General features: G+C 67.1%; 17 protein-coding genes and 3 tRNA genes. 10 read left to right on the forward strand and 10 right to left on the reverse strand.

Annotation, left to right across the window (positions count from 1 at the left end; all coding sequences use genetic code 11):
* Positions 1-89: 89 nt before the first annotated feature.
* On the reverse strand, positions 90-773 hold the full coding sequence (locus ABE473_RS16470) for a pentapeptide repeat-containing protein (RefSeq protein WP_176989948.1): 684 nt from the start codon (positions 771-773) through the stop codon (positions 90-92).
* A gap of 154 nt (positions 774-927) precedes the next feature.
* Entirely contained in the window at positions 928-1,806 is an 879-nt protein-coding gene (locus tag ABE473_RS16475; RefSeq protein WP_346490233.1) for a tetratricopeptide repeat protein, read from the reverse strand.
* A 368-nt stretch (positions 1,807-2,174) separates the two neighbouring features.
* On the opposite strand from ABE473_RS16475, the gene asnB reads away from it, so the two are divergent.
* The 3 genes from asnB to bfr all read left to right on the forward strand — a co-directional run bounded on the left by asnB (position 2,175) and on the right by bfr (position 5,899).
* On the forward strand, positions 2,175-3,866 hold the full coding sequence (asnB, locus tag ABE473_RS16480) for an asparagine synthase B (RefSeq protein ID WP_346490234.1): 1,692 nt from the start codon (positions 2,175-2,177) through the stop codon (positions 3,864-3,866).
* An 88-nt stretch (positions 3,867-3,954) separates the two neighbouring features.
* A complete protein-coding gene (locus ABE473_RS16485; RefSeq protein ID WP_346490235.1) occupies positions 3,955-5,343 on the forward strand; it encodes a cation:proton antiporter in 1,389 nt (462 codons plus the stop codon).
* Positions 5,344-5,410: 67 nt separating this feature from the next.
* Positions 5,411-5,899 (forward strand): bacterioferritin, encoded by a 489-nt coding sequence (gene bfr, locus ABE473_RS16490; RefSeq protein ID WP_176989944.1) that lies wholly within the window; start codon positions 5,411-5,413, stop codon positions 5,897-5,899.
* 318 nt (positions 5,900-6,217) lie between these two features.
* Here the strand turns inward: bfr and parC are convergent, their stop codons facing one another.
* Positions 6,218-8,461, reverse strand: a complete 2,244-nt coding sequence (gene parC, locus ABE473_RS16495) for a DNA topoisomerase IV subunit A (protein ID WP_346490236.1) — start codon at positions 8,459-8,461, stop codon at positions 6,218-6,220.
* Between the two features lie 58 nt (positions 8,462-8,519).
* On the reverse strand, positions 8,520-9,398 hold the full coding sequence (locus tag ABE473_RS16500) for a helix-turn-helix transcriptional regulator (protein ID WP_346490237.1): 879 nt from the start codon (positions 9,396-9,398) through the stop codon (positions 8,520-8,522).
* 143 nt (positions 9,399-9,541) lie between these two features.
* On the opposite strand from ABE473_RS16500, the gene ABE473_RS16505 reads away from it, so the two are divergent.
* The 4 genes from ABE473_RS16505 to ABE473_RS16520 are packed head-to-tail and all read left to right on the forward strand — an operon-like array spanning position 9,542 to position 14,247.
* Positions 9,542-9,985 (forward strand): MarR family transcriptional regulator, encoded by a 444-nt coding sequence (locus ABE473_RS16505; RefSeq protein ID WP_019184373.1) that lies wholly within the window; start codon positions 9,542-9,544, stop codon positions 9,983-9,985.
* Between the two features lie 5 nt (positions 9,986-9,990).
* Positions 9,991-11,475, forward strand: a complete 1,485-nt coding sequence (locus ABE473_RS16510; RefSeq protein WP_346490250.1) for an efflux transporter outer membrane subunit — start codon at positions 9,991-9,993, stop codon at positions 11,473-11,475.
* A gap of 11 nt (positions 11,476-11,486) precedes the next feature.
* Positions 11,487-12,668, forward strand: coding sequence for a multidrug efflux MFS transporter periplasmic adaptor subunit EmrA (emrA, locus tag ABE473_RS16515; RefSeq protein WP_346490238.1), 1,182 nt, complete (start codon positions 11,487-11,489; stop codon positions 12,666-12,668).
* A 7-nt stretch (positions 12,669-12,675) separates the two neighbouring features.
* Positions 12,676-14,247 carry a DHA2 family efflux MFS transporter permease subunit gene (locus ABE473_RS16520; RefSeq protein ID WP_346490239.1) on the forward strand — a complete coding sequence of 524 codons (1,572 nt, stop codon included), beginning with the start codon at positions 12,676-12,678 and terminating at the stop codon, positions 14,245-14,247.
* A gap of 110 nt (positions 14,248-14,357) precedes the next feature.
* Here the strand turns inward: ABE473_RS16520 and ABE473_RS16525 are convergent.
* The 3 genes from ABE473_RS16525 to ABE473_RS16535 all read right to left on the reverse strand — a co-directional run bounded on the left by ABE473_RS16525 (position 14,358) and on the right by ABE473_RS16535 (position 15,005).
* Positions 14,358-14,444: transfer RNA gene (locus ABE473_RS16525), tRNA-Leu, on the reverse strand.
* 207 nt (positions 14,445-14,651) lie between these two features.
* A tRNA-Leu gene (locus tag ABE473_RS16530) sits at positions 14,652-14,738 on the reverse strand.
* A 180-nt stretch (positions 14,739-14,918) separates the two neighbouring features.
* A tRNA-Leu gene (locus ABE473_RS16535) sits at positions 14,919-15,005 on the reverse strand.
* Positions 15,006-15,132: 127 nt separating this feature from the next.
* Here ABE473_RS16535 and rnr point away from each other — a divergent pair.
* From rnr to rlmB, 3 genes are all read left to right on the forward strand, one after another.
* Complete coding sequence (rnr, locus tag ABE473_RS16540) at positions 15,133-17,601, forward strand: ribonuclease R (protein ID WP_346490240.1); 2,469 nt, start codon at positions 15,133-15,135, stop codon at positions 17,599-17,601.
* Between the two features lie 148 nt (positions 17,602-17,749).
* Positions 17,750-18,226, forward strand: a complete 477-nt coding sequence (locus ABE473_RS16545) for a GFA family protein (RefSeq protein WP_346490241.1) — start codon at positions 17,750-17,752, stop codon at positions 18,224-18,226.
* Positions 18,227-18,337: 111 nt separating this feature from the next.
* On the forward strand, positions 18,338-19,084 hold the full coding sequence (gene rlmB / locus ABE473_RS16550; RefSeq protein WP_176989936.1) for a 23S rRNA (guanosine(2251)-2'-O)-methyltransferase RlmB: 747 nt from the start codon (positions 18,338-18,340) through the stop codon (positions 19,082-19,084).
* A gap of 42 nt (positions 19,085-19,126) precedes the next feature.
* On the opposite strand, the gene ABE473_RS16555 is transcribed toward rlmB, so the two are convergent.
* The 3 genes from ABE473_RS16555 to ABE473_RS16565 are packed head-to-tail and all read right to left on the reverse strand — an operon-like array spanning position 19,127 to position 23,795.
* The gene (locus ABE473_RS16555) at positions 19,127-20,566 is read right to left on the reverse strand and encodes a TolC family protein (protein WP_346490242.1); all 1,440 of its coding nucleotides are present in this window, start codon (positions 20,564-20,566) and stop codon (positions 19,127-19,129) included.
* Entirely contained in the window at positions 20,563-22,530 is a 1,968-nt protein-coding gene (locus tag ABE473_RS16560) for a MacB family efflux pump subunit (RefSeq protein WP_346490243.1), read from the reverse strand. The genes ABE473_RS16555 and ABE473_RS16560 overlap by 4 nt, the downstream gene beginning before the upstream one ends.
* Complete coding sequence (locus tag ABE473_RS16565) at positions 22,527-23,795, reverse strand: efflux RND transporter periplasmic adaptor subunit (protein WP_346490251.1); 1,269 nt, start codon at positions 23,793-23,795, stop codon at positions 22,527-22,529. The genes ABE473_RS16560 and ABE473_RS16565 overlap by 4 nt, the downstream gene beginning before the upstream one ends.
* Positions 23,796-23,816: the final 21 nt, after the last annotated feature.

A 23,816-nucleotide genomic window follows, 5' to 3' on the forward strand; every position in this document is an offset into this window, starting at 1 on the left:
CTCCTCCTTCGGTCTGGCCATCACGGGAGCCGGCCGGCGGCCGGCACTACCCGGTGCATGTGCTGCGCTGACCGTTGGTCGGTTCGCCCCTACGCCACGATCAGCCCGAACGACGCCAACGCGGCCGCCGCCTGGCGCTGCGAGATCACCGCCTTCTTGAACAGCTTGGCATCCATCACGTTGAGCCCGCTGATGTCGGTGCCGCGCAGGTCCGCACCTTCAAACCGGGTCAGCCGCGTCTGTGCGTTGCGCAGGCTGCCGCCGTTGAACACCGCATCGCGGAAGTCGCAGCCGGACAGCTCAGCCTCGGAGAAATCCATGCCCTCCAGCTGGGCCTTGCGAAACGACATCCCGCGCAGGTCCGCGCTCACCAGCAGGCAATCGCGGAATTCCAGTGCCCAGCCGGTGACTTCCTGCAGGTGCGCGCCGGTCAGCTTGCAGTCCTGGAACTGCACCGAGGACAACGTCGCGCGGCGCCAGTGACTGTTGTTGAGATCGCAGTGCGAGAAGCGCGCGTCGCTGAGCAGCGCCGAGCTGAAATCGCATTGGCTGCCACGGCACTTCGTCCACTGGCTTTCTTCCAGTGAGGCCGCCAGCCAGGACGCGCCGGTGACCGAGCACTGGTGGAACTGGAAGCCATCCATGTCCAGCCGCGAGAAGTCGCCATGATCGAAGCTGCAGCTCTCGAAAATGGCTGCCCGCGGATGTGCGGCGATGATGGCCTGCATGCGCTCGCGGGTGACGGTCTCATCGCGGAAAGTGACAGTGTTCATGCGTCCATTCTGGGTGATGTCCCGGACCAGGGGCAGACTTGAAGGTCGCTGCGGAATGTGTACAAAACGGAGCGACGCCAATGCCCGGTAGTGCCGGCCGCTGGCCGGCTCCCCATGTCGCAACGCAATCACGCGAGCCGGCCAGCGGCCGGCACTACCCGAAGGTCCAGAACGGCGGCTCGATGGTCTTGCGCCAGTAGGTTTCCCCGGCGAGATAGAACTTCTGCGCATAGGCCTTCGCAAACCAACCGGCGGCGGCGTCGAGATCCTTGGTCACACCCGCGCGCCCACGCCCCAGCAGCAGACCAGTGAAGTACTGGCCATACACATTGCCCTGGTCGGCCGAACGCCGATACCAGCGCAGTGCCTCGATGCCATCGCGCGGCAGGCCCATGCCGAGTTCGTACATCGCGCCGAGATCCACCTGGGCACCGGCATCGCCACGCTGCGCACGCCGCTGGATGTCGATGACCAGCGGATGCAGGGTGCCATCAGGCTGTGGCGCGATCGCCTGCGGCAGCCGCGAGGATTCGGACTGCATGTGGTGGTAGATGGTCGCGCGCAGGTCCCAACGCAGCGCACTCGCTGCGTCACCGCGTTCGCGATGGAACTTGGCCAGCATCAGCATCGCCATCGGGTTGCCGTGCTCGGCCGCGGTGCGGTACCAGCGCTCGGCCTTCCGCGGCGAGGCACGCAGCGCCGTGCCCTGGACGATGTTCGGGCCGGTGCCGTGCAGCAGCTCACCGTGGGTCCAGATCCGGCCCAGTGCCTCTTCGGCCTGCGGGTTGTGGAAGGTCCACGGGGTGACGGCGGCGGCACGCTCGTACCACGCCACCGCGCGCGGATCGTTGAAGGTTTCGTACGTCTTCGCCGCGTCCCAGGCACTGTCGAAGCTGCCGTCGGCGGCCTTCGCCTCGACCGACTGCACGATGCTCGCGGGCGTCCGTGACGGGGCGCTGCTGCAGGCGACCAGGGCGAAGGTGAGGGCGATGCCGCCCAGGCGTGAAGCGATGCGTCCGATGCGAGGGGTCATGCCAGCCAGGTGATGCGTAAGGGCGGTGATTATCGCCCGGCCCCGGTGCGCCGGGTTGTCCGCGGCGGTCGGTTTGGTTGCCATCGCAACAGTTGCACCGCCGTCGAAACCCGGTTACGGTCGGTCCATGTCCTCGTTCCCGGCCACCGCTGTCAACAATACCAACCGCACCAATCTGCGCGCGAATAATCGTGCGCGGCCGATGCGGGACTGCGACCAGGGCTAGTACAAGCAACACGCCCGGACCCCAGAAAACCCGCATCGACCGATGCGGGTTTTTTTGTGGCCCGGGTTTACCCCTTCCGGGCCCGGGTGGCCGGTCGAATGCCTGCAACACGTGTATTCCCCCATTATCAGGAGCTGTTCCCATGTGTTCGATCTTCGGTATTTTCGGCCTCCAGGCCGGCGACGACCTCCCCGCACTCCGCCGCCATGCGCTGGACCTCTCGCAGCGCCAGCGCCATCGTGGCCCGGACTGGAGCGGGGTATATGTCGATGACGGCGCCATCCTGGTCCACGAGCGGCTCGCCATCGTCGACCCCGCCGGTGGCTCGCAGCCGCTGCTGTCCGAGGACGGCGGCCTGGCGCTGGCGGTCAACGGCGAAATCTACAACCACCGCGAACTGAAGGCCGAACTGGCCCAGCCGTACGCTTTCCAGACCGGCTCGGACTGCGAGGTGATCAACGCGCTGTACCGCGAGGACAACCCGGCGTCCTTCCTGAACCGCCTCAACGGCATCTTCGCCTTCGCGCTGTGGGACCGCGCCCAGCAGCGCGTGCTGATCGCACGTGATCCGATCGGCGTGGTGCCGCTGTACTGGGGCCACGACAAAGACGGCCGCCTGGTGGTGGCGTCCGAACTGAAGTCGCTGGTGGACATCTGCGCCGACGCCGCGCAGTTTCCGCCGGGCCACTGGTACGACAGTGCCACCGACACGTTGACCCGCTATTACGAACGCCCCTGGCGCGATTACGACGCGGTGGAAGGCGTCGAGGCCGACCGCGTTGAGCTGCGCGAGGCGTTCGAGCGCGCGGTGCACCGCCAGTTGATGACCGACGTGCCCTACGGCGTGCTGCTCTCCGGTGGTCTGGATTCGTCGCTGGTCGCGGCCGTGGCCGCGCGTTATGCCCGCCACCGTGTCGAAGATGGCGATCAGACGGAAGCCTGGTGGCCACGCCTGCACTCCTTCGCGATCGGTCTGAAGGGTTCGCCCGATCTGGCTGCCGCCGCCATCGCCGCCGAAGCGCTGGGCACCGTGCACCACGGTTTCGAGTACACCTTCGAAGAGGGGCTGGATGCGCTGCCGGAAGTGATCCGCCACGTGGAGACCTACGACGTCACCACCATCCGAGCGTCCACGCCGATGTTCCTGCTGGCGCGCCGGATCAAAGCGATGGGCGTGAAAATGGTGCTGTCCGGCGAAGGCAGCGACGAGATCTTCGGTGGCTATCTGTACTTCCACAAGGCGCCGAACGCGCGTGAGTTCCATGAAGAGCTGGTGCGCAAGCTGGACGCGCTCAACAACTACGATTGCCTGCGCGCCAACAAGTCGATGATGGCGTGGGGCGTGGAGCCGCGCGTGCCGTTCCTGGACCGCGAGTTCCTCGACGTCGCCATGCGCATCGATGCCAAGCACAAGATGGTCGGGCAGGGACCCGCCGGTGCACGCCGGATCGAGAAGGCGGTGCTGCGCGAGGCCTTCGAAGGCTACCTGCCGGACGCGATCCTGTGGCGCCAGAAGGAACAGTTCAGTGACGGCGTCGGCTACGGCTGGATCGACGGGCTCAAGGCGCATGCCGAGGCCCAGGTCAGCGACCGCGTGATGGCGGCCGCGGACAAGCGCTTCGTGCACAACCCGCCGCAGACCAAGGAAGCCTACTTCTACCGCCACGTGTTCGAGCAGTACTTCCCGACCCAGGCCGCGGCGGAAACCGTGCCGGGTGGCAAGTCCATCGCATGTTCCTCGCCGGCCGCCATCGCGTGGGATGCCAGCTTTGCGGCCATGGCGGATCCCTCCGGGCGCGCCATCGCCGGCGTGCACGAGCAGGCACTGGCCTGACCGATGGGCCACACCGCCGCGTCGTCCGCGGTGGTGTGGCAGTGCGTGCAGCCCGTAGAATCGCCCCTTCAATCGATGGGGATCGGTCATGGACTCTGACACCACCGGCATGTGCCGCAGCGGGCTGGCATGGCGCTACCTGGGTTGGGTGGCACTGCCGCTGTTGATCGGCCTGGGCCTGGCGCGGTTTGCCGGCCCGGCCGTGACCGCACAGGTGGCCCGTGCCGAGTCCTCGCTGGGCGCCGACTGGGCCGCGCATCTGCATGCGCCGCTCGGTCTGTTCCTGCTGCAGTTGCTGGTGTTGCTGATGGTCGCCAAGGGCGCGGGCTGGGTGTTCCGTCGCCTCGGCCAGCCGGGTGTGATCGGTGAGATGGCGGCGGGCCTGATGATGGGGCCGCTGGTACTGGGCGCCGTGTTGCCGCAGGTGCACGGCATGCTGTTCCCGCCGGCATCGCTCGGTTCGCTCGGCCTGCTCAGCCAGCTCGGCGTGCTGATGTTCCTGCTGGTGGCCGGCGCGGAGCTGGATCTGGGCGGGCTGCGGGGGCGGCGTCGTTTTGCCTTCGTGGTCAGCCATGCCGGCATCGCGGTGCCGTTCGTGCTGGGTGTGCTGCTGGCGATCTGGCTGTACGGCGCGCACGCACCGCCGGGCGTGGGCTTCACCGGCTTTGCGTTGTTCGTCGGTATCTCATTGAGCATCACCGCTTTCCCGGTGCTGCTGCGCATCCTGGCCGACCGTGGCATGACCGGCACGCCGCTGGGCCAGACCGCCATCGCCTGCGCCGCGCTCGGTGATGCCACCGCATGGTGCCTGCTGGCGCTGATCGTGGCGGCTGCTCAATCGCAGGGCTGGGTGCCCGCGACGATCAACCTGGTCTGCGTGGTCGCTTTCGTCGCGCTGATGCTGGGGGTGGTGCGCCCGTGGTTCTCGCGCCTGGTGATCGCACCGGGCCAGGAAGGACGCTGGCTGCTGATCATGCTGCTGATGGCGCTGGGCTGCGCGCTGGTCACCGAGATGCTGGGCATCCACGCGCTGTTCGGCGCGTTCGCGGCCGGCGTGGCGGTGTCCGGCAACGCGACCCTGCGGCATACCGTGGCCGAGCGTGTCGAGCCGTTCGCGGTCACCCTGCTGCTGCCCTTGTTCTTCGCCATGACCGGCCTGCGCATGCGCGCCGATGCCCTGCAGGCCAGCGACCTGGTGCTGTGCCTGATCGTGATCGTGGTGGCTACCCTCGGGAAGCTGATCGGCACCTGGAGCGCCGCGCGCAGTGCCGGCATGGGCAGCCATGAGGCGTGGAAGCTCGGTGCCTTGATGAACACCCGCGGCCTGATGGAGCTGATCGTGCTCAACCTGGGCTACGAGCTGGGCTTCCTGGGGGACCGCCTGTTTGCCGTACTGGTGATCATGGCGCTGGTGACCACGGCCATGACCGGGCCGTTGCTGAATGCGATGGAGCGGTGGAAGCGCAACTGCAACTGATTCCGATTAGATCACCGGAATTCCAGATAGGGCACCATGCGCGCATTGATTCATCAGGAGCACCCCCATGAAAGGCAACCCGGACGTCATCGCCTGCTTGAAGGAATTGCTGCGCGGCGAGTTGGCCGCGCGCGACCAGTACTTCATCCATTCGCGCCGCTACGAAGACCAGGGCCTGTTCGCGCTCTATGAGCGCCTCAACCACGAAATGGAAGAAGAGACCCAGCACGCCGATGCGCTGCTGCGCCGCATCCTCTTCCTCGGCGGCGACCCGGACATGCGCCCGCATGTGTTCGAGCCCGGCGTGACCGTGGAAGAGATGCTGCAGAAGGACCTGGACACCGAGTACAGCGTCCGCAACAACCTGGCCGCCGGCATGAAGCTGTGCGAACAGCACCAGGACTACGTCAGCCGCGACATGCTGCTGGTGCAGTTGAAGGACACCGAAGAAGACCACGCCTGGTGGCTGGAGCAGCAGCTGGGCCTGATCAAGCGGATCGGCCTGGCGCTGTACCAGACCAGCAAGATGGATGCGAAGGGTACCGCCGCGCACTGAAGCGCATACGCGCTTCAGCCCCACGACGTGCTGCGCACATCGCGGGCCCCGGCTTATCACTTTCCACATCCCCGCGCCTGTCGGCGCGCCCCCTTGGACTCCAAGGGGGCTGTATCTCCAGACGGGTACTGGATGCGTCACGATCCACCACCCCGTCATCGGGTTCTCGCGCCAGCCAGCCTTCGCCAGCACGCCGCATCAAACCCTCGTCCGCCAGCCAGCATCCGCCAGCCAGCCGACGCTGCACCAAGCAGAAAGGCCGGGGAACCCCGGCCTTTTTGTCTGTGCGTGATCGGTTGTACAAGTCACTGGACGGTGTTATTCCACCGCCAGGCCTTCCACCTTCTGCCAGCCACGCGGCAGCAGATGGCCGCGGGTGGCGCGGGTGCCCAGGTAGGTGTCCAGGTCCTTGAAGGACAGGTTCATCGTGCGCTGGCCGCTGCGGACCAGCAGCGTGTTGCCCGGCGCCACCGACACCACCGCGACCACGCGCTCGGTGGCGAGCTTGGCCTTGGGGATGTCGATGATCTTGTTGCCCTTGCCCTTGTCCAGTTCCGGCAGGTCGCTGGCGGCGATCGCCAGTAGGTTGCCCGAGCTGGTCACGGCCACGATGCGGTCCGTCTCCGGATTGGCGACCACGGCCGGGGTCAGGACCTTGGAGCCGGAGGTCAGGTTGAGCATCGCCTTGCCGGCCTTGTTGCGGCCGGTCAGGTTCTCGAAGCGGGTCACGAAGCCATAGCCGTGGGTGGAGGCCAGCACGAAGCGCGTGTTGTTCTCGCCACTGGCCAGCGTCATGAAGGCGCTGCCCGGGGCCGGCGAGAAGCGACCGGTCAGCGGCTCGCCGTTGCCACGGGCCGAGGGCAGGGTGTGGATCAGGGTCGAGTACGCACGGCCCTCGCTGTCCAGGAATGCCACCTGCTGCGTGCTGCGTGCGCGCACGGAACCGAGCAGCGCATCGCCATCGCGGTAGGACAGGGTGGACGGGTCCATGTCGTGGCCCTTCGCCGCACGGATCCAGCCCTTCTCCGAAAGCACCACCGTCATCGGTTCGCTCGGCACCAGCTCGGTCTCGTCGATGGCCTGCGCCGCGCCACGCTGCACCAGCGGCGAGCGACGGTCATCGCCGAACTTCTTGGCATCGGCCACCAGCTCGTCGCGGATCAGCTTCTTCAGCTTGGCCTTGCTCTCCAGGATGCCGACGATCTTGTCGCGCTCCTTGGCCAGCTCATCCTGCTCGCCGCGGATCTTCATCTCTTCCAGGCGGGCCAGCTGCTTCAGCTTGGTTTCCAGGATGTACTCGGCCTGTTCCTCGCTCAGCGCGAAGCGCGCGATCAGCGCCGGCTTGGCTTCGTCCTCGGTGCGGATGATGTGGATCACTTCATCCAGGTTGAGGAAGGCGACCAGCAGGCCGTCCAACATGTGCAGGCGGCGCTCGACCTTCTGCAGGCGGTGGTTGAGGCGGCGGGTCACGGTGGTGCTGCGGAACTGCAGCCACTCGCTGAGCAGGGTCTTGAGGTTCTTGACCTGCGGGCGGCCGTCCAGCCCGATCACATTGAGGTTGACCCGGTAGCTGCGCTCCAGGTCGGTGGTGGCGAACAGGTGGCCCATCAGCTGCTCGGCGTCCACGCGGTTCGAGCGCGGCACCAGCACCACGCGCACCGGGTTGGCGTGGTCCGACTCATCGCGGATGTCTTCCAGCCACGGCAGCTTCTTGGCACGCATCTGCGCGGCGATCTGCTCGATCACCTTCGACGGCGATACCTGGAACGGCAGCGCGTTGATCACGATGTTGCCGTTCTCCTTCAGGAAGGTGGAGCGCGCCCGCACGCTGCCGTAACCGGTCTCGTACATGGTGCGCAGATCGGCGATCGGGGTGATGATCTCGGCGAAGCTCGGGTAGTCCGGGCCCTTCACGTGCTCGCACAGGTCGGTGACCGTCGCATCCGGGTCGTCGAGCAGGTGCAGCAGCGCGCTGACGATCTCGTTGAGGTTGTGCGGCGGCACATCGGTGGCCATGCCGACGGCGATGCCGGTGGTGCCGTTGAGCAGCAGGTGCGGCAGGCGCGCCGGCATCCAGGTCGGCTCTTCCAGGGTGCCGTCGAAGTTCGGGGTCCAGTCGGTGGTGCCCTGGTTGATCTCGCCCAGCAGCACTTCGGCGATCGGGGTCAGCTTGGACTCGGTGTAACGCATCGCCGCGAACGACTTGGGATCGTCGGTCGAGCCGAAGTTGCCCTGGCCTTCGATCAGCGGGTAGCGGTACGAGAAGGGCTGGGCCATCAGCACCAGCGCTTCGTAGCAGGCGCTGTCGCCATGGGGATGGTACTTACCGATCACGTCACCGACGGTACGCGCGGACTTCTTCGGCTTGGAGGACGCGTTCAGACCCAGCTCGCTCATCGCATAGATGATGCGGCGCTGCACCGGCTTGAGGCCGTCGCCGAGGAACGGCAGTGCGCGGTCGAGCACCACGTACATCGAATAGTCCAGGTACGCCCGTTCGGCGTACTCGCGCAGGGGCAGCTGTTCAAAGCCGTGGAACGCGGGGCGGGCAAGATCGGTCATGCGGGATTGTTACCTGTGGCAAGGGACGGCGACGGCTGTCGCCCTCGCAGGCGGATGATTATCCGGATGCGGCCGGGGATGCCAAGCCGCGTGATGGGTTCAGGGAGTGTCCGCTGCGCGCCAGATAGCGCCCGGGCGGGCTGCCGAAGTGGCGGCGGAACACCGTGACGAAGGCGCTGGGGCTGCTGAACCCCAGTTCGTGCGCGATGTCGGACACGCTCTGGCCATCGGACAGGCGGCGCAGGCCCTCGGCCAACCGGGCCTGCTGGCGCCACTGGGCGAAGCTGAGCGTGGTTTCATCGCGGAAGTGCCGGGTCAGTGTACGCGGCGACAGGCCCGCCCACTGGGCCCATTGCTCCAGGCTGCGGCCGTCTGCCGGATCGGCGATCAGCTGCGAGGCGATCCGCAGCAGGCGCCGGTCCTGCGGCATCGGCAGGTGCATGCGCTGGCGCGGGGCATTGCGGATTTCATCCAGCAGGACCTCGATCATGTGCTGCTGGCGCAGGCTGGGTTCGGCCGCCGGCACCCACGCGGTGACCCGCAGCGACAGGGCCTGCAGCAGATCGGAAATGGCCACCACGCAGGGCTCGTCGGGCAGGTCGTGGGCCATCGCCGCGCTGACGATGATGCCCCAGCCCCGCAGCGGCCCACAGATATCCACGGTGTGCGGCTCTCCCGGCGGCATCCAGCCGGCGCAGCCGGGCGGCAGCGACCAGGTGCCATGGCGGGTGCGGGTGGTGAGCAGGCCCGCCTCCACGCAGATCAGCTGCGCGCGCCGGTGCTGGTGCCAGTCGATCTCCCGGTCCAGCCCGCGGGCGCTCTCGATCCGGAAGCCGAGCACGCCCAGTCCATCGTCGCGCTCGAACCAGTCCAGCACCTGGTTGCGGATCATATGGGTGGCGTCGGTCTCGCGCCCTGGCCTGAAAGTGTTATCCATTGTCCAAATTGTAATACCGGGCCAGTCCAGGGCGCCATTAAGGTAGCGACCTGCCCATTGTTCTGATTGTTGCAACACAGCATTTGGTTCCAGATTAAATATTTCTATTGAGAAATATATTTTTTGGAAGAGAATGCTCACCCATGATCTGCCCTGATGCCCATCCCCCCAGCTTCGGACTCCTGCTGCGCCAAGTGCGCGATGGCCTGGTCCGTCAGCTAGACACGTCGATGGCCGAGGAAAACCTCGGTATTGGCTTCACCCACTATCTCGGCCTGAAGGTGCTCGCGGCGCGTGCCCCGTGCACCGCCAACGAGTTGGCCCAGGCCCTGGACCAGGTGCCGAGCGCGGTGACCCGCCTGCTGGACAAGCTGGAAGCCCTGGATTGCGTGCGGCGCGAGCCGCATGCCCAGGACCGGCGGGCACTGCAGATCGTGCTGACCGAGCCGGGCCGCCAGTTGTGGGCCCGCCTCAAACAGCGCGGGGACCAGACCATCGACGACGCCATGCGTGATCTGTCTTCGGACGAACGCGCGCAGCTGCTTTCCCTCATGACCCGTGTACGCGACTCACTGGTAACGCCATGACTTCCATGTTTGAACGCTCTCATCCACTGCGCCCGCTGCGGCCGGTGCTGGTCTCCATGCTGGCGCTTGCGCTGGCCGCGTGTGCCAGCAGCCGCGGCCTGGAGCCGCAGGGCCGTCTGCTCGATGCCGACAGCCTGCAGACCCAGCGCACCCTGGCCGGCAACGGCCTGAGCCAGCCCGGCTGGCCGGCCACCGACTGGTGGCGCGCGCTGGGCGACCCCCAGCTTGACGCCCTGATCGCCGAAGGCCTGCAGCGCAATCCCGGGCTGGAGGCCGCCGATGCGCGCCTGCGCCAGGCCCGTGCCCAGATCGGCACCGCCCGCGCCGATCGCCTGCCCAGCCTTTCCGCCTCCGGCGGCTACACCGGCGTGCGCCTGCCCCAATCGATGGTCGGTGACGAACTCGGTGGCAGCTACGCCGGCAGCGGCCAGGCCTACCTGAGCTTCAGCTATGGCATCGACCTCTGGGGCGGCAAGCGCGCTGCCTGGGAAGCGGCCGTGGACAGCGGTCACGCCGCGGAAGTGGACGCCCAGGCCGCGCGCCTGAATCTCTCCGCCGCCATCGCCGAGGCGTACGCGCAGCTGGGCTACGCGTGGACGCTGCACGACGTGGCCAGCGAAGAACTGGCGCGCTCGCAGAAGACCCTGGAGCTGACCCGCCAGCGCCGCGCCGCAGGCATCGACAGCGACCTGCAGACCCGCCAGGCCGAGGCCCGCATCCCGGCCGCGCAGCAGCAACAGCAGGCCGCCCAGCAGCAGATCGATGAAGCCCGCACCGCGCTCGCCGCGCTGGTCGGGCAGGGCCCGGACCGTGGCCTGCAGATCGAACGCCCGCAGATGCTGAACCCGCTGGCGCTGCAGCTGCCCGGCGTGCTGCCGAGCGAACTGCTCGGTCGCCGCCCGGACATCGTCGCCGCGCGCTGGCGCGTGGAGGCGGCCAACCGCGAGATCCACGCGGCCAAGGCCGCGTTCTACCCCAGCCTCAACCTGACCGCCCTGGGCGGCGTGGTCTCCAGTGAAGTGGACCAGCTGCTCAAGAGTGGCTCGACGTTCGCCCTCCTGGGCCCGGCACTGAGCCTGCCGATCTTCGACGGCGGCCGCCTGCGCGCCAACCTGGGCAAGACCGACGCGCAGTACGACCTGGCCGTGGCCGACTACAACCAGTCCGTGGTCAACGCGCTGCGTGACGTCGCCGACCAGGTCAACGCGGTGCGTTCGCTGGCCGACCAGGCCAGTGCCCAGGCCCAGGCCGTCAGCACCGCGCGCGCCGCCCATGACCTGGCCGAGCAGCGCTACCGCGCCGGCATCGGCAGCTACCTGGACGTGCTCAGTGTCGAAGAGCAGTTGCTGGTGTCCCAGCAGCGGCTGGCCAGCCTGCAGTCGCGTCAGATCCTTGTTTCGGTCCGCCTGAGCCAGGCGTTGGGCGGTGGTTTCACCCCGACCAGCGACGTCGCCACGGTCGCCGCCACCCCCGAATCCCCGCATTCCTGAGAGTCATCCCCATGAGTCAGACCTCCGCCCCCGCTGCCGAGAAGGCAGCTCCCTCCCGTCGCGGCAAGCTGCTGCGCGGCCTGCTGGTCGTCGTCGTGCTGCTGCTGGCCGCGCTGGCCCTGTGGTACTTCATGTTCGGCCGCTGGTTCGAAGAAACCGACGATGCCTACGTGCAGGGCAACCAGGTCCAGATCACCCCGCTGATCAGCGGCACCGTGGTCGGGATCAACGCCGATGACGGCATGCGCGTCGAGCGCGGCCAGCTGCTGGTCCAGCTGGATCCGGCCGATACCGAAGTCGCCCTGCAGCAGGCCGAAGCCAACCTCGCCAAGACGGTCCGCCAGGTGCGCGGTCTGTACCGCAGCGTGGAAGGCGCCCAGGCCGAATTGAACGCGCGCCAGGTCACCCTGAAGCGCGTGCGCGAGGATTTCAACCGTCGTAAGGATCTGGCCAACACCGGCGCGATCTCCAACGAAGAACTGGCGCATGCCCGCACCGAACTGGCCGCTGCCGAAGCCGCCGTGGCCGGCTCGCGCGAGACCTTCGAGCGCAGCAACGCGCTGGTCGATGACACCGTGATCGCGACCCAGCCGGACGTGCAGGCCGCCGCCGCGCAGCTGCGCCAAGCCTATCTCAACAATGCCCGCGCCGGCATCGTCGCGCCGGTCACCGGTTACGTCGCCCGTCGTTCGGTGCAGGTCGGCCAGCGCGTGCAGCCGGGCAATGCCCTGATGGCCGTGGTGCCGACCGAGCAGATGTGGGTCGAAGCCAACTTCAAGGAAACCCAGCTGCGCCACATGCGCCTGGGCCAGGAAGTGGAGCTGCGTTCGGACCTGTACGGCGGTGACGTCACCTACAAGGGCCGCATCGACAGCCTCGGCCTGGGTACCGGTTCGGCGTTCTCGCTGCTGCCGGCGCAGAACGCCAGCGGCAACTGGATCAAGATCGTGCAGCGCGTGCCGGTGCGCATCGCCATCGATGCCAAGCAGCTCGCCGAGCACCCGCTGCGCATCGGTCTGTCGATCAAGGCCGAAGTGAGCCTGCGCGACCAGAAGGGCACCGTGCTGCCGACCGAAACCGCCAAGGGCCAGGTGTTCGATACCGACGTCTACGCCAAGCAGCTGCACAGCGCCGACGATGTGATCCATCAGATCATCCAGAGCAACCTGCCGCAGCAGGCCAAGGCGAGCTGAGGCCACCATGTCCGCACAAGCTCCCGCCGCGCCGGGCGCCCCCCCGGCGCCAGGCACGGCCTTCCGGCCGGCCAACGTCGCCCTGTGTACCGCAGGGCTGGCGATGGCCTCGTTCATGCAGGTCCTGGACACCACCATCGCCAACGTCTCGTTGCCGACCATCGCCGGCAATCTCGGCGCCAGTTCGCAGCAGGCCACCTGGGTCATCACCTCGTTCGCGGTCAGCACCGCGATCGCGCTGCCGCTGACCGGCTACCTCAGCCGGCGCTTCGGCGAAACCAAGCTGTTCGTCTGGGCCACGCTGGCCTTCACCCTGGCCTCGCTGCTGTGCGGCCTGGCCCAGAGCATGGGCATGCTGGTGGTGTCGCGTGCGATCCAGGGCTTCGTCGCCGGCCCGATGTACCCGATCACGCAGAGCCTGCTGGTCTCGCTCTATCCACGCGAGAAACGCGGGCAGGCGCTGGCGTTGCTGGCGATGATCACCGTGGTCGCGCCGATCGCCGGCCCGATCCTCGGGGGCTGGATCACCGACAACTACAGTTGGGAGTGGATCTTCCTGATCAACGTGCCGCTGGGCATCTTCGCCGCGCTGGTGGTGGGCAACCAGCTCAAGGGGCGCCCCGAACACGTCGAAAAGCCGAAGATGGATTACGTCGGCCTGATCACCCTGGTGATCGGCGTGGGCGCCCTGCAGCTGGTGCTCGATCTGGGCAACGACGAAGACTGGTTCAGTTCGACCAAGATCGTCGTGCTGGCCTGCGTGTCGGTGGTGGCCCTGGCGGTCTTCCTGATCTGGGAATTGACCGACAAGGATCCCATCGTCGATCTGCGCCTGTTCCGGCATCGCAACTTCCGCGCCGGTACGCTGGCGATGGTGGTGGCCTACGCGGCGTTCTTCAGCGTGGCGCTGCTGATCCCGCAGTGGTTGCAGCGTGACATGGGCTACACGGCGATCTGGGCCGGCCTGGCAACCGCGCCGATCGGCGTGCTGCCGGTGATCATGACGCCGTTCGTGGGCAAGTACGCGTCGCGGTTCGACATGCGCATGCTGGCCACGATCGCCTTCATCTTCCTGTCGTTCACCAGCTTCCTGCGCTCGGGCTTCAACCTGCAGGTGGACTTCGGCCATGTGGCCGGCATCCAGCTGATCATGGGGATCGGCGTGGCGTTGTTCTTCATGCCGGTGCTGCAGATCCTGCTGTCGGATCTGGACGGTCGCGAGATCGCCGCCGGTTCCGGCCTGGCTACCTTCCTGCGCACGCTGGGCGGCAGCTTCGCCGCCTCGCTGACCACGTGGCTGTGGGCACGCCGTACCCAGGAACACCACGCGCACCTGACCGAACACATCTCCGGCTACACCCCGGGCATGCAGGACCAGGTGACCGCGATGGGGCAGGGCGACCTGCAGCATGGTGCGGCCGCGCTCAATAACATGATCAACCACCAGGCCTCGCAGATGGGCTTCAACGACATCTTCTTCCTGCTGGGCTGGATTTTCCTGGCCATCATCGCCTTCCTGTGGCTGGCCAAGCCGCCGTTCGGCGCAGGGGCGGGTGCGGCCTCGGCCGGCGGGCACTGAGGACGTGATGCGTTGAAACGAAAAACCCCGCTGAAAGGCGGGGTTTTTTTGTTGTGGGACGATAGAAACGAAAAAACCCGCTTGCGCGGGTTTGATCATTTTCTGAGTCATGGTGCCCAGGAGAGGACTCGAACCTCCACGAAGTTGCCCCCGCTAGCACCTGAAGCTAGTGCGTCTACCAATTCCGCCACCTGGGCGACTCAGGAGGAGAATTCTGCGGGAGAACCGTGAGTGTGTCAACAGGATCGCGCGGGAAATTTTTCTTCAATCGTCGGTCGCCGCGTCGTCGTCGTTTTGATGCCACGCACATCGTGCGTGGGCATTGACGGAGGGCAGCGCCGCGCACTGCCGGGGCGCAGAAACGAAAAAACCCGCTTGCGCGGGTTTGATCATTTACTGAGTCATGGTGCCCAGAAGAGGACTCGAACCTCCACGAAGTTGCCCCCGCTAGCACCTGAAGCTAGTGCGTCTACCAATTCCGCCATCTGGGCGACTCAGGAGGAGAATTCTGCGGGAGAACCGCGAATGTGTCAACAGGATGTCGCAGGAAATTTTGGTCGCCGCGCGATGCAGCGTCATCGACGACAGTGACGCGCGAATCGTGCGTGGCGCGTGCCGGACGGTAGAAACGAAAAAACCCGCTTGCGCGGGTTTGATCATTTTCCGAGTCATGGTGCCCAGGAGAGGACTCGAACCTCCACGAAGTTGCCCCCGCTAGCACCTGAAGCTAGTGCGTCTACCAATTCCGCCACCTGGGCGACTCAGGGGGCGAATTCTGGGCATGTCCGGGACGCTTGTCAACGGTTTTGTGAAATTTCTTCACAATCCTGCACAGGAGTGCCGCTGACCGATTCTGCACACCCGTAGCGGTTACTATTGAGGTCAATGAAACCAAAGAAACCGACCCAGGGCGCGAAAGCCCCCAAGTCCCCGGCGCCCAAGAAGGCTGCCGGTCCGTCGGGCAACCCCCGCGCTGCCGCCAAGAAAGCCGGCAAGCTGCCCCCCTGGATGCCCGAATCCCTGAACACCCCTGAGCCGCCGCGCGGCAACAAGCGGGGCGCAAAGCCCGCGCACGCCGGGCCGATCCCGACGCGTCGCCGCCCGCATCCGGCTCCGCTGGAGGGTGAAGTGCAGGTGGATCCGTTCGCCGCCCGCGAGGCCGAGCGCTATGCGCAGCCGATCGCCAGCCGTGAGGCGATCCTGCAGCTGCTCGACCGCTGCGATGGCCCGCAGACCGCCGACGAGATCGCCATCCATCTCGGCCTGACCGAGCCGGACCGTGCCGATGCCCTGGGCAAGCGCCTGGGTGCGATGTGCCGTGATGGCCAGCTGGTGCAGAACCGCCGTGGCGGTTTCGCGCCGCTGCAGGCGGTCAACCTGATCACCGGCGTGGTGATCGCCAACCCGGAAGGGTTCGGCTTCCTGCGCCCGGTCGAAGGCGGTGACGACCTGTTCCTGCCGCCGTTCGAAATGCGCAAGGTGCTGCATGGCGACCGCGTACTGGTCAACGTGACCGGCATCGATCGTCGTGGTCGCCGCGAGGCCAGCATTTCGCGCGTGCTTGAGCGTGGCATGAGCCGCCTGATCGGCCGCTTCAGCGTCGAGTTCGGCATCAATTACGTAGTGCCCGACGACAAGCGCGTACAGCGCAATGTGCAGATCCCGCCCGACCAGACCGGCGATGCCCGCGACGGCCAGCTGGTGGTTTGCGAGCTGACCCAGGCGCCGGACACCCGTCGCCCGCCGATCGGCCGCATCATCGCCGTGCTCGGCGACAAGCTGACCGCGTCGCTGGTGGTGGAAACCGCCATCCACGGCCACGAGCTGCCGTTCGAGTTCCCGGCCGAAGTGCTGGCGGAAGCCACCGCCGTGCCGATGGTGGTCACCCCGGAACAGATCGGCCACCGCGAAGACCTGCGCAACACGCCGCTGGTCACCATCGATGGCGAGGACGCCAAGGACTTCGACGACGCGGTCTACTGCGAACCGAATGCCGAAGGCTTCCGCCTGGTCGTGGCGATCGCCGACGTCTCCAATTACGTCCGTCCCGGTACGCCGCTGGATGATGAAGCGCAGAAGCGCGCGACCTCGGTCTACTTCCCCGGGTTCGTGGTGCCGATGCTGCCGGAAACGCTGTCCAACGGCATCTGCTCGCTGATGCCCAAGGTCGACCGCATGTGCTTCGTCTGCGACATGCAGGTGAACCGCGAAGGCGAAGTCATCCATTCGCGTTTCTACGAAGCGGTGATGAACTCGCACGCGCGCCTGACCTACAACCAGGTCTGGGAAGCGGTGGGCGAGAACGACCCGGCCGCGCGCAAGGCGATCGGCCCGCTGATGCCGCAGGTCGACCGCCTGTACCAGCTGTATCACGTGCTGGCCAAGGCCCGTACCCGTCGCGGTGCGATCGAATTCGAAACCTCCGAAGTGCGCTTCGTGCTGGACAACACCGGCGAAGTCACCCAGGCCGGGATGATGGTGCGCAACGATGCGCACAAGCTGATCGAAGAATGCATGATCGCGGCCAACGTGCAGGCCGCACGCTACCTGCTGGCCAAGCAGGTGCCGGCGCCGTTCCGCGACCATGAGCGTCCGCCGGAATCCAAGTACGCCGATCTGCTCGAGTTCCTCAAGGAATTCAAGCTGAGCCTGCCGCCGTGGTCGAAGGTGCAGCCGGCCGATTTCACCAAGCTGCTCAAGAAGGTGCGCGATCGCCCCGACGCGGCACTGCTGGAATCCGTGCTGCTGCGCAGCCAGAGCCTGGCCGTGTATTCGCCCGACAACCTGGGCCACTTCGGCCTGGCGTTGGACGCGTACGCCCACTTCACCTCGCCGATCCGTCGTTACCCCGATCTGCTGGTGCACCGTGCGATCAAGCACGCGCTCAGCGGGGCCGCGCCGGAGAAGTTCACCTACTCGCCGCGTGAGATGGCCGCCTTGGCCCTGCAGTGCTCCGAGCGTGCGCGTCGTGCCGACGAAGCCGAGCGCGAAGTCGACGAGCGTTACCGCGCCGCGTGGATGGAAAAGCACGTGGGCGGCCAGTTCGACGGCGTGATCAGTGGCGTGACCAGCTTCGGCCTGTTCGTGGAGCTGGACGAGTCCAAGGTCAATGGCCTGGTCCACGTGACCCAGCTGCCGCACGACTATTACCAGTTCGACGCGGTGCGCAAGACGCTCAACGGCGAGCGTCGCGGCAAGATCTACCGTCTCGGTGACCGGGTGCGGATCCTGGTGCTCAAGGCCAGCATGGAAGAGCGCAAGATCGACTTCCGCCTGGTCGAAGAGAAGGACGATGCGCTGCCCGAGCTGCCGCCACGCGGCCAGCCGGCCAAGCGTCAGAAGCAGAAGTACTGATCGTCGCGTACCGGCCCACGGCCGGTACGCGGTAGGTGCCGACCGTTGGTCGGCACATCGTCTAGCCGCCGACCGTTGGTCGGCGCACCGTCCCCCCGCCCCCGCGGGCAGGCATGTTGTTTCCCACGGACCCCGTCGGAGCGATCCCATGCAGTCCTTCCCCGAGTACAGCGGCGGCTGCCAGTGCGGCGCGATCCGCTTCCATGTGGTCGGTGAGCTGACCCACAGTTCGATCTGCCATTGCCGGATGTGCCAGAAGGCCTTCGGCGCGTATTACGCCCCCCTGGTATCGGTGCGCGGCAGCGATTTCCGCTGGACCCGCGGCGAACCCCGGCGTTTCGCGTCGTCCAACCTGGTCCAGCGCGGCTTCTGCGCCGACTGCGGCACCCCGTTGACCTATGAAGCGCCGGACGGCGTGGCGGTCGCGGCCGGTGCATTCGACGAGCCGGCCCGTCTGCCGCCGACGATCCAGTACGGCATCGAGGCCAAGCTGACGTTCGTGGATACGCTGGGCTCGCTCAGCGCGCTGCGCAGCGAAGAGGACACGGCGGCCGGGGACTTCCTGCTGCATATCGTCTCCCGCCAGCACCCGGACCACGACACCACGGACTGGCCGCCGGGCTGAAGGCCGGCGGTGGCGGCACCCCCGTGAACGCCCCCCGTGAACGCCCGGCAGGGCAGGGTGGGCCTCGATGCTCTACCATTACCAACCCCTTTACCGGTCCCGCCCCCCGCAATGAGCAAGCAAAGCCAGTGGATCGTCGGCGTCAACGCCGTCGCCTCTTCGATCGAGAATGATGCCGAGAACGTCCGCGAGGTCCTCATCGAGGCCGGTGCGAAGAATCCGCGTCTGACCGAGATCGAGGAAAACGCACGCCGCAAGGGCATCGACGTGCGCAAGGTGAACACCCAGGCGCTGGACGGTGTGGGCGGTTCGGTGCGTCACCAGGGCGTGGCCGCGCGCTACCAGGCCGCACGGACCTGGGGCGAGAACGAGCTGGAAGGGCTGGTCGAAGCCGCGGAGGGCAAGGCCCTGCTGCTGATCCTTGATGAAGTCCAGGACCCGCACAACCTCGGCGCCTGCCTGCGCAGCGCGGCCGCGGCCGGTGCCACGGCGGTGATCATTCCCAAGGACAAGTCGGCCTCGGTCAACGCGACCGTGCGCAAAACCTCGGCCGGTGCGGCCGACCGCATCCCGGTGGTGCAGGTGACCAACCTCTCGCGCTGCCTGAAGGACCTGCAGAAGCAGGGCGTGTGGATCTACGGCCTGGCCGGCGAAGCCACCGAATCGCTGTACGCGATCGACCTGAAGGGCAACGTGGCGCTGGTGCTGGGCGGCGAAGCCGACGGCCTGCGCCGCCTGACCCGCGAGAACTGCGATGGCCTGGTCAAGATTCCGATGCCGGGCGATATCGAGAGCCTCAACGTTTCCGTCGCCACCGGCGTGAGCCTGTTCGAAGCAGTGCGTCAGCGCGGGCTGTAAGCCGCGCACAGGCCCTACCTGTGATGCACCTGGCGCGGGCGATCAGCCCGCGCTTCCCCCCAGCGCCTTGAACAACGTTACATCGTTGATCAGCTGCCGTTGACGCACGGATGCCAGCGACAGCTCGGCATCGCGCCGGGTCTGCTGCGCTTCCAGCCAGGTCCGCAGGTCGGTCGCACCGACCCGGTAGCGCACCTCGTACATCCGTTCGATCTCCACCGCTTCGTCATAGGACGCCTGCGAGGCCGCCACCTGCGTGGCGAACTGGGTGCGTGCCGACAAGGCGTTGTCCACTTCCGACAACGCGGTGTACAGCGTGCGGCGGAACCCGTTGGCCGCGATCTGGTAGTCGGTGCCGGCCAGGCGGGTGTTCAACTGGGCCTGGCGCACGTTGAGGAACGGCAGCGACAGCCCCGCACCCAAGGTGGCGACCGGATTCTTCAGCACGTCCGAGAGCGAGGTGGCACCGGTACCGACGCTGCCGGTCAGGCTGAGCGCCGGGTAGTACTGGGTCGCGGTGACCTTGATGGTCTTCAGACTGTTGCGCAGGCGCAGCTCGGCGGCGCGCAGGTCCGGGCGTCGGCCGAGCAGATCGGCCGGCAGGCCTTCGGCGATCACCGGGCTGCCGACGCGCTGCAACTGCTGCGGCTCGTCGGCCATCGCCAGCGGTTGCCCGTCCAGCAGCCCGGTCAGCGCATTGCGCGCGGCGACGCGCTGCTGCTCCAGCGCACTCTGCGCGGCACGCTGTGCTTCCAGGCTCTGCGCGGCCTGGCGCACTTCCAGCCGCGATACCGCACCGGCATCGAAGCGCGCCTGGACCAGCTCGCGGGTGCGTTGCAGCCGCGCCAGGTTGGCCTGGCCGGCGGCGATCGACTGGTTGAGGAACGCCAGCGTCCAGTACTGCGTGGCCACGTCGCTGATCACCAGCAGGGCGGTGTTCTGCAGGTCTTCCTGGCTGGCCTGGGCATCCCACTGGGCGATGTCGCGCTGGGCGCGCAGGCGTCCCCACAGGTCGATCTCCCATTGCAGGGACACGCCGGCCGAGCTGCCGCGGTTCCAGTCCGCGCTCTGGTCGATCGGGCGGTTGCCGCTGCTGCCGACGCTGCCCGAGGGCTGCGGCCACAGGGCGTTGTCGGCCAACCCGGCCTGCAGCCGCGCGCGCTGCACGGCCAGTCCGGCCGAGACCAGATCCGTATTGGCGGCCAGGGCACGATCGATCACGCGGTCCAGGCCGGGGTCGCCGAACTGGGTCCACCAGGCATCGGCGCGGACATCGGTCGTTGCCACATGCGGTTGTTCGCTGACCGCCTCGGTGGGGGCGTTCAAGGTGGCATCACCACGGCCATAGGTGGCCGGCACCGCCGGCGCCTCGACCGGGTAGCGGCCGGTACTGACGCAGCCAGACAGGGCCAGCGCGGTCACGCAGGCCAGGGCCAGCGGGCGCAGTGACGCAGGGTGCAGCAGAGCAGGAGAAATCTTCATTCGCGCGCCAGCGCCTCCACGGGATCAAGTTGGGCGGCATTGCGGGCCGGCAGGAAACCAAACGCCACGCCGATCAGGCTGGAGCAGGCAAAGGCGGCCACGATGGATGCGGTCGAGAACAGCATCTGGAAGTCCGGCGCGAACTTGCCGAACAGCCAGCCGACTACCAGCGACAGGCCGACGCCAAGCAGGCCGCCGAGCAGGCACACCAGCACCGCTTCGATCAGGAACTGCTGGCGGATATCGCTCTGTCGCGCGCCGACGGCCATGCGCACGCCGATCTCGCGGGTCCGCTCGGTCACCGAGACCAGCATGATGTTCATCACGCCGATGCCACCGACCAGCAGTGCGATCGCGGCGATGGCGCTGATCAGCAGCGTCATCGTGCGGGTGGTCTGCTCGATGGTCTGGCGGATCTCGGCGCTGTTGCTGAGGAAGAAGTCCTCGGTGCCGTGACGCATGATCAGCAGCTTGGAAATGGCGGCCTGTGCCGCATCCATCGGCGTGGTGTCATCCACGCGCACGGTGATGCTGGAAACATGGCTCTGGCCGAGCATGCGCGACATCACCGTGGTGTAGGGCACCCACACGCTCAGGCTGGTGCTGCCGCCGAAGCCGAAGCTCTGCCGCTGCGCGACACCGACCACGCGCACCGGCACGTTGCCGAGCAGGATTACCTGGCCGACCGGGTCTTCGCCATTCGGGAAGAACTGGGTGCGGGTGTTCTCGTCGATGATGGCCACCTGGGCCAGGCTGCGCACCGCATCGGTATCGAAGAAGCTGCCGGCGATCAGGGTCACGCCCTTGACCCGGAAGAACTGCTCGCCGACCCCGTTGACCTGCGCGGTGGCCGATTGATTGCGGTAGCGCGCGGTCACCGAGGAGGACACGCTGGGCGTGGCACTGTCGATGTAGCTCTGCCGGCCCAGTGCATCGGCATCGCTGGCCTTGAGCGTCTGCACCCGGGCCGAACGCATGTCGCCGAAACCGCGGCCGGGATAGACGTCGATGGTGTTGGTGCCCAGCGCGCTGATGTTCTGCAGGATCTGCTGCTGGGATCCATTGCCCATCGCCACCACCGAGACCACCGAGGCGATGCCGATGATGATGCCGAGCATGGTCAGGAAGGTGCGCAGGCGGTGGGCGTTCATCGCCAGCAGGGCCATGCGGAACGCTTCGGTGAAGCGGTCGCGCGCGGCCCGCCAGCTGTGGCCCTTGCCGGCCGCTACGGTCGGCTGGCGCTGCGCGCGGTAGCGCGGTGCATTCGGGTTGGTGCGGTCAGCGATGATCTCGCCGTCGCGGATTTCGATGATGCGCTGGGCGTGTTCGGCCACGCTCATGTCGTGGGTCACGATGATGATGGTGTGGCCTTCGGCATGCAGCTCGCCGAGGATGCCCATCACTTCTTCGCCGGATTTCGTGTCCAGCGCGCCGGTCGGTTCGTCGGCCAGGATCACTTCGCCGCCGTTCATCAGTGCGCGCGCGATCGACACACGCTGCTGCTGCCCGCCGGAGAGCTGGCCGGGTTTGTGGTTCATGCGATCGCCCAGGCCCAGCCGTTGCAGCAGTTGTTCGGCGCGCGCGGTGCGCACCGGGCCGGGGCTGCCTGCATACACGGCGGGCACGGCCACGTTGCCGCGTGCGTCCAGGTCACCGAGCAGGTGGTAGCGCTGGAAAATGAAGCCGAAATGCTCGCGGCGCAGCTCGGCCAGTTCGTCCGGCTGCATGCGGCCGGTTTCGCGACCGGCCACCTGGTAGCTGCCGCGCGTGGGCCGGTCCAGGCAGCCGAGGATGTTCATCAGCGTGGACTTGCCGGAGCCGGACTGGCCGACGATGGCCACCATCTCGCCCGCTGCGATGTCCAGATTGACGTCGCGCAGCACCGCGATGGTTTCATCGCCCGCCGGGAATTCCCGGCGCAGGTCGCGCAGCCGGAGCAGCGGCGTGCCCGTGGCGGTGCTCATCGGCGCGGCCCACCCATGCCGGGGCCGCTGATCCGCACGCCGCCACCGCCGCGGTTGCCGCCGCCGGCACCCTGCGTACCGCCGCCTTCGCCGACGATTACCTTGTCGCCTTCTGCCAGGCCGGACAGCACTTCGGCATTGGCGCCGTTGTTGATGCCGATCTTGACCTTGCGCGGGGCGGGCATGCCATCGGCATCCGCCACGCGCACCCTGTACTGCCCGTCACGGGTCTTCGGACCGAGCGCGACGGCGGGAATGATCAGCACGTTCTTGGCCTGCTTGAGCATCACCGAGACCTGGGCGGTCATGTCGATGCGCAGCGTGCCATCGGGATTTTCCACATCGAACAAGGCGTTGTAGTAGACCGCGGTGCTGGAGCTGGAGCTGGACGAACTGGAGCTGCTGGAGCTGTCGTTGGCGATCGAGGACGGTGCCGGGTTGATCTGGCGCAGCGTGGCGTGGAACTTGCGGTCCGGCTCACCCAGCGTGGTGAAGTACACCGGCATGCCGGCCTTGATCTTGACCACGTCCGCTTCGGACACCTCGGCATTCACCGTCACCAGATCCAGCCGAGCCAGCATCACGATGGTCGGCGCGGTCTGGTTGGCGTTCACGGTACGGCCTTCCTCGGCGACCACCGCGACCACGGTGCCGTCCATGGGTGCGGTGATGCGGGTATAGGCCAGGTTGGCGCGGGCGGTGCCCAGTTCGGTTTCACGGCCGGTGATCTGCGCGTCGAACGACTGGATCTGGGCGCGTGCGGTCTTGAGCTTGGCGTCGGCCGCATCGAACTCGGCGCGCGAGGTGGCCTCGGCGGCCAGCATCTGCTGCTGGCGGGCGAATTCGAGCTCGGCTTCGCGCAGGCTGGCCTGCTGCACCGCGCGCTGCGCCTTGACCTGGTCCAGCGACGCTTGGGCGTTGAGCACCTGGTTCTGCTGCGTGGTGGCGTCGATCTCGGCGATCAGGTCGCCTTCCTTGACGGTATCGCCAAGTTGGACCTTCAGCGATTTGATCTGCCCCGAGGCCTGCGCACCGACGCTCACCAGCTTGTAGGCATCGATCACGCCGGTGGCTTCCACCGTCTGCTCGATATCCCCGCGGCTGACCGGCGAGGTGGCCAGTGTCGGCGCGGCCGGCTTGCGCAGCATCCATGCCACAATCGCGGCGATCAGGACGAGGACCACCAGCAACAGCAGGAGGCGGGCACGGCGGGTTCTGGGCAAACGGGGCTTCACGATGATCGTCAACTCGGCAGGCCGGTGCATCGGCGTTGTCAGCATTGTGAA

The sequence above is a fragment of the Stenotrophomonas sp. TWI700 genome, from assembly GCF_039673645.1.
Taxonomy (GTDB): Bacteria; Pseudomonadota; Gammaproteobacteria; order Xanthomonadales; family Xanthomonadaceae; genus Stenotrophomonas; species Stenotrophomonas maltophilia_AA.

What these genes read in the sequence shown, in the direction of transcription:
- ABE473_RS16470 (WP_176989948.1), bottom strand. Translation starts at nt 773, where the DNA reads ATGAACACTGTCACTTTCCGCGATGAGACCGTCACCCGCGAGCGCATG.
- ABE473_RS16475 (WP_346490233.1), bottom strand. Translation starts at nt 1,806, where the DNA reads ATGACCCCTCGCATCGGACGCATCGCTTCACGCCTGGGCGGCATCGCC.
- asnB (WP_346490234.1), top strand. Translation starts at nt 2,175, where the DNA reads ATGTGTTCGATCTTCGGTATTTTCGGCCTCCAGGCCGGCGACGACCTC.
- ABE473_RS16485 (WP_346490235.1), top strand. Translation starts at nt 3,955, where the DNA reads ATGGACTCTGACACCACCGGCATGTGCCGCAGCGGGCTGGCATGGCGC.
- bfr (WP_176989944.1), top strand. Translation starts at nt 5,411, where the DNA reads ATGAAAGGCAACCCGGACGTCATCGCCTGCTTGAAGGAATTGCTGCGC.
- parC (WP_346490236.1), bottom strand. Translation starts at nt 8,461, where the DNA reads ATGACCGATCTTGCCCGCCCCGCGTTCCACGGCTTTGAACAGCTGCCC.
- ABE473_RS16500 (WP_346490237.1), bottom strand. Translation starts at nt 9,398, where the DNA reads ATGGATAACACTTTCAGGCCAGGGCGCGAGACCGACGCCACCCATATG.
- ABE473_RS16505 (WP_019184373.1), top strand. Translation starts at nt 9,542, where the DNA reads ATGATCTGCCCTGATGCCCATCCCCCCAGCTTCGGACTCCTGCTGCGC.
- ABE473_RS16510 (WP_346490250.1), top strand. Translation starts at nt 9,991, where the DNA reads ATGTTTGAACGCTCTCATCCACTGCGCCCGCTGCGGCCGGTGCTGGTC.
- emrA (WP_346490238.1), top strand. Translation starts at nt 11,487, where the DNA reads ATGAGTCAGACCTCCGCCCCCGCTGCCGAGAAGGCAGCTCCCTCCCGT.
- ABE473_RS16520 (WP_346490239.1), top strand. Translation starts at nt 12,676, where the DNA reads ATGTCCGCACAAGCTCCCGCCGCGCCGGGCGCCCCCCCGGCGCCAGGC.
- rnr (WP_346490240.1), top strand. Translation starts at nt 15,133, where the DNA reads ATGAAACCAAAGAAACCGACCCAGGGCGCGAAAGCCCCCAAGTCCCCG.
- ABE473_RS16545 (WP_346490241.1), top strand. Translation starts at nt 17,750, where the DNA reads ATGCAGTCCTTCCCCGAGTACAGCGGCGGCTGCCAGTGCGGCGCGATC.
- rlmB (WP_176989936.1), top strand. Translation starts at nt 18,338, where the DNA reads ATGAGCAAGCAAAGCCAGTGGATCGTCGGCGTCAACGCCGTCGCCTCT.
- ABE473_RS16555 (WP_346490242.1), bottom strand. Translation starts at nt 20,566, where the DNA reads ATGAAGATTTCTCCTGCTCTGCTGCACCCTGCGTCACTGCGCCCGCTG.
- ABE473_RS16560 (WP_346490243.1), bottom strand. Translation starts at nt 22,530, where the DNA reads ATGAGCACCGCCACGGGCACGCCGCTGCTCCGGCTGCGCGACCTGCGC.
- ABE473_RS16565 (WP_346490251.1), bottom strand. Translation starts at nt 23,795, where the DNA reads ATGCACCGGCCTGCCGAGTTGACGATCATCGTGAAGCCCCGTTTGCCC.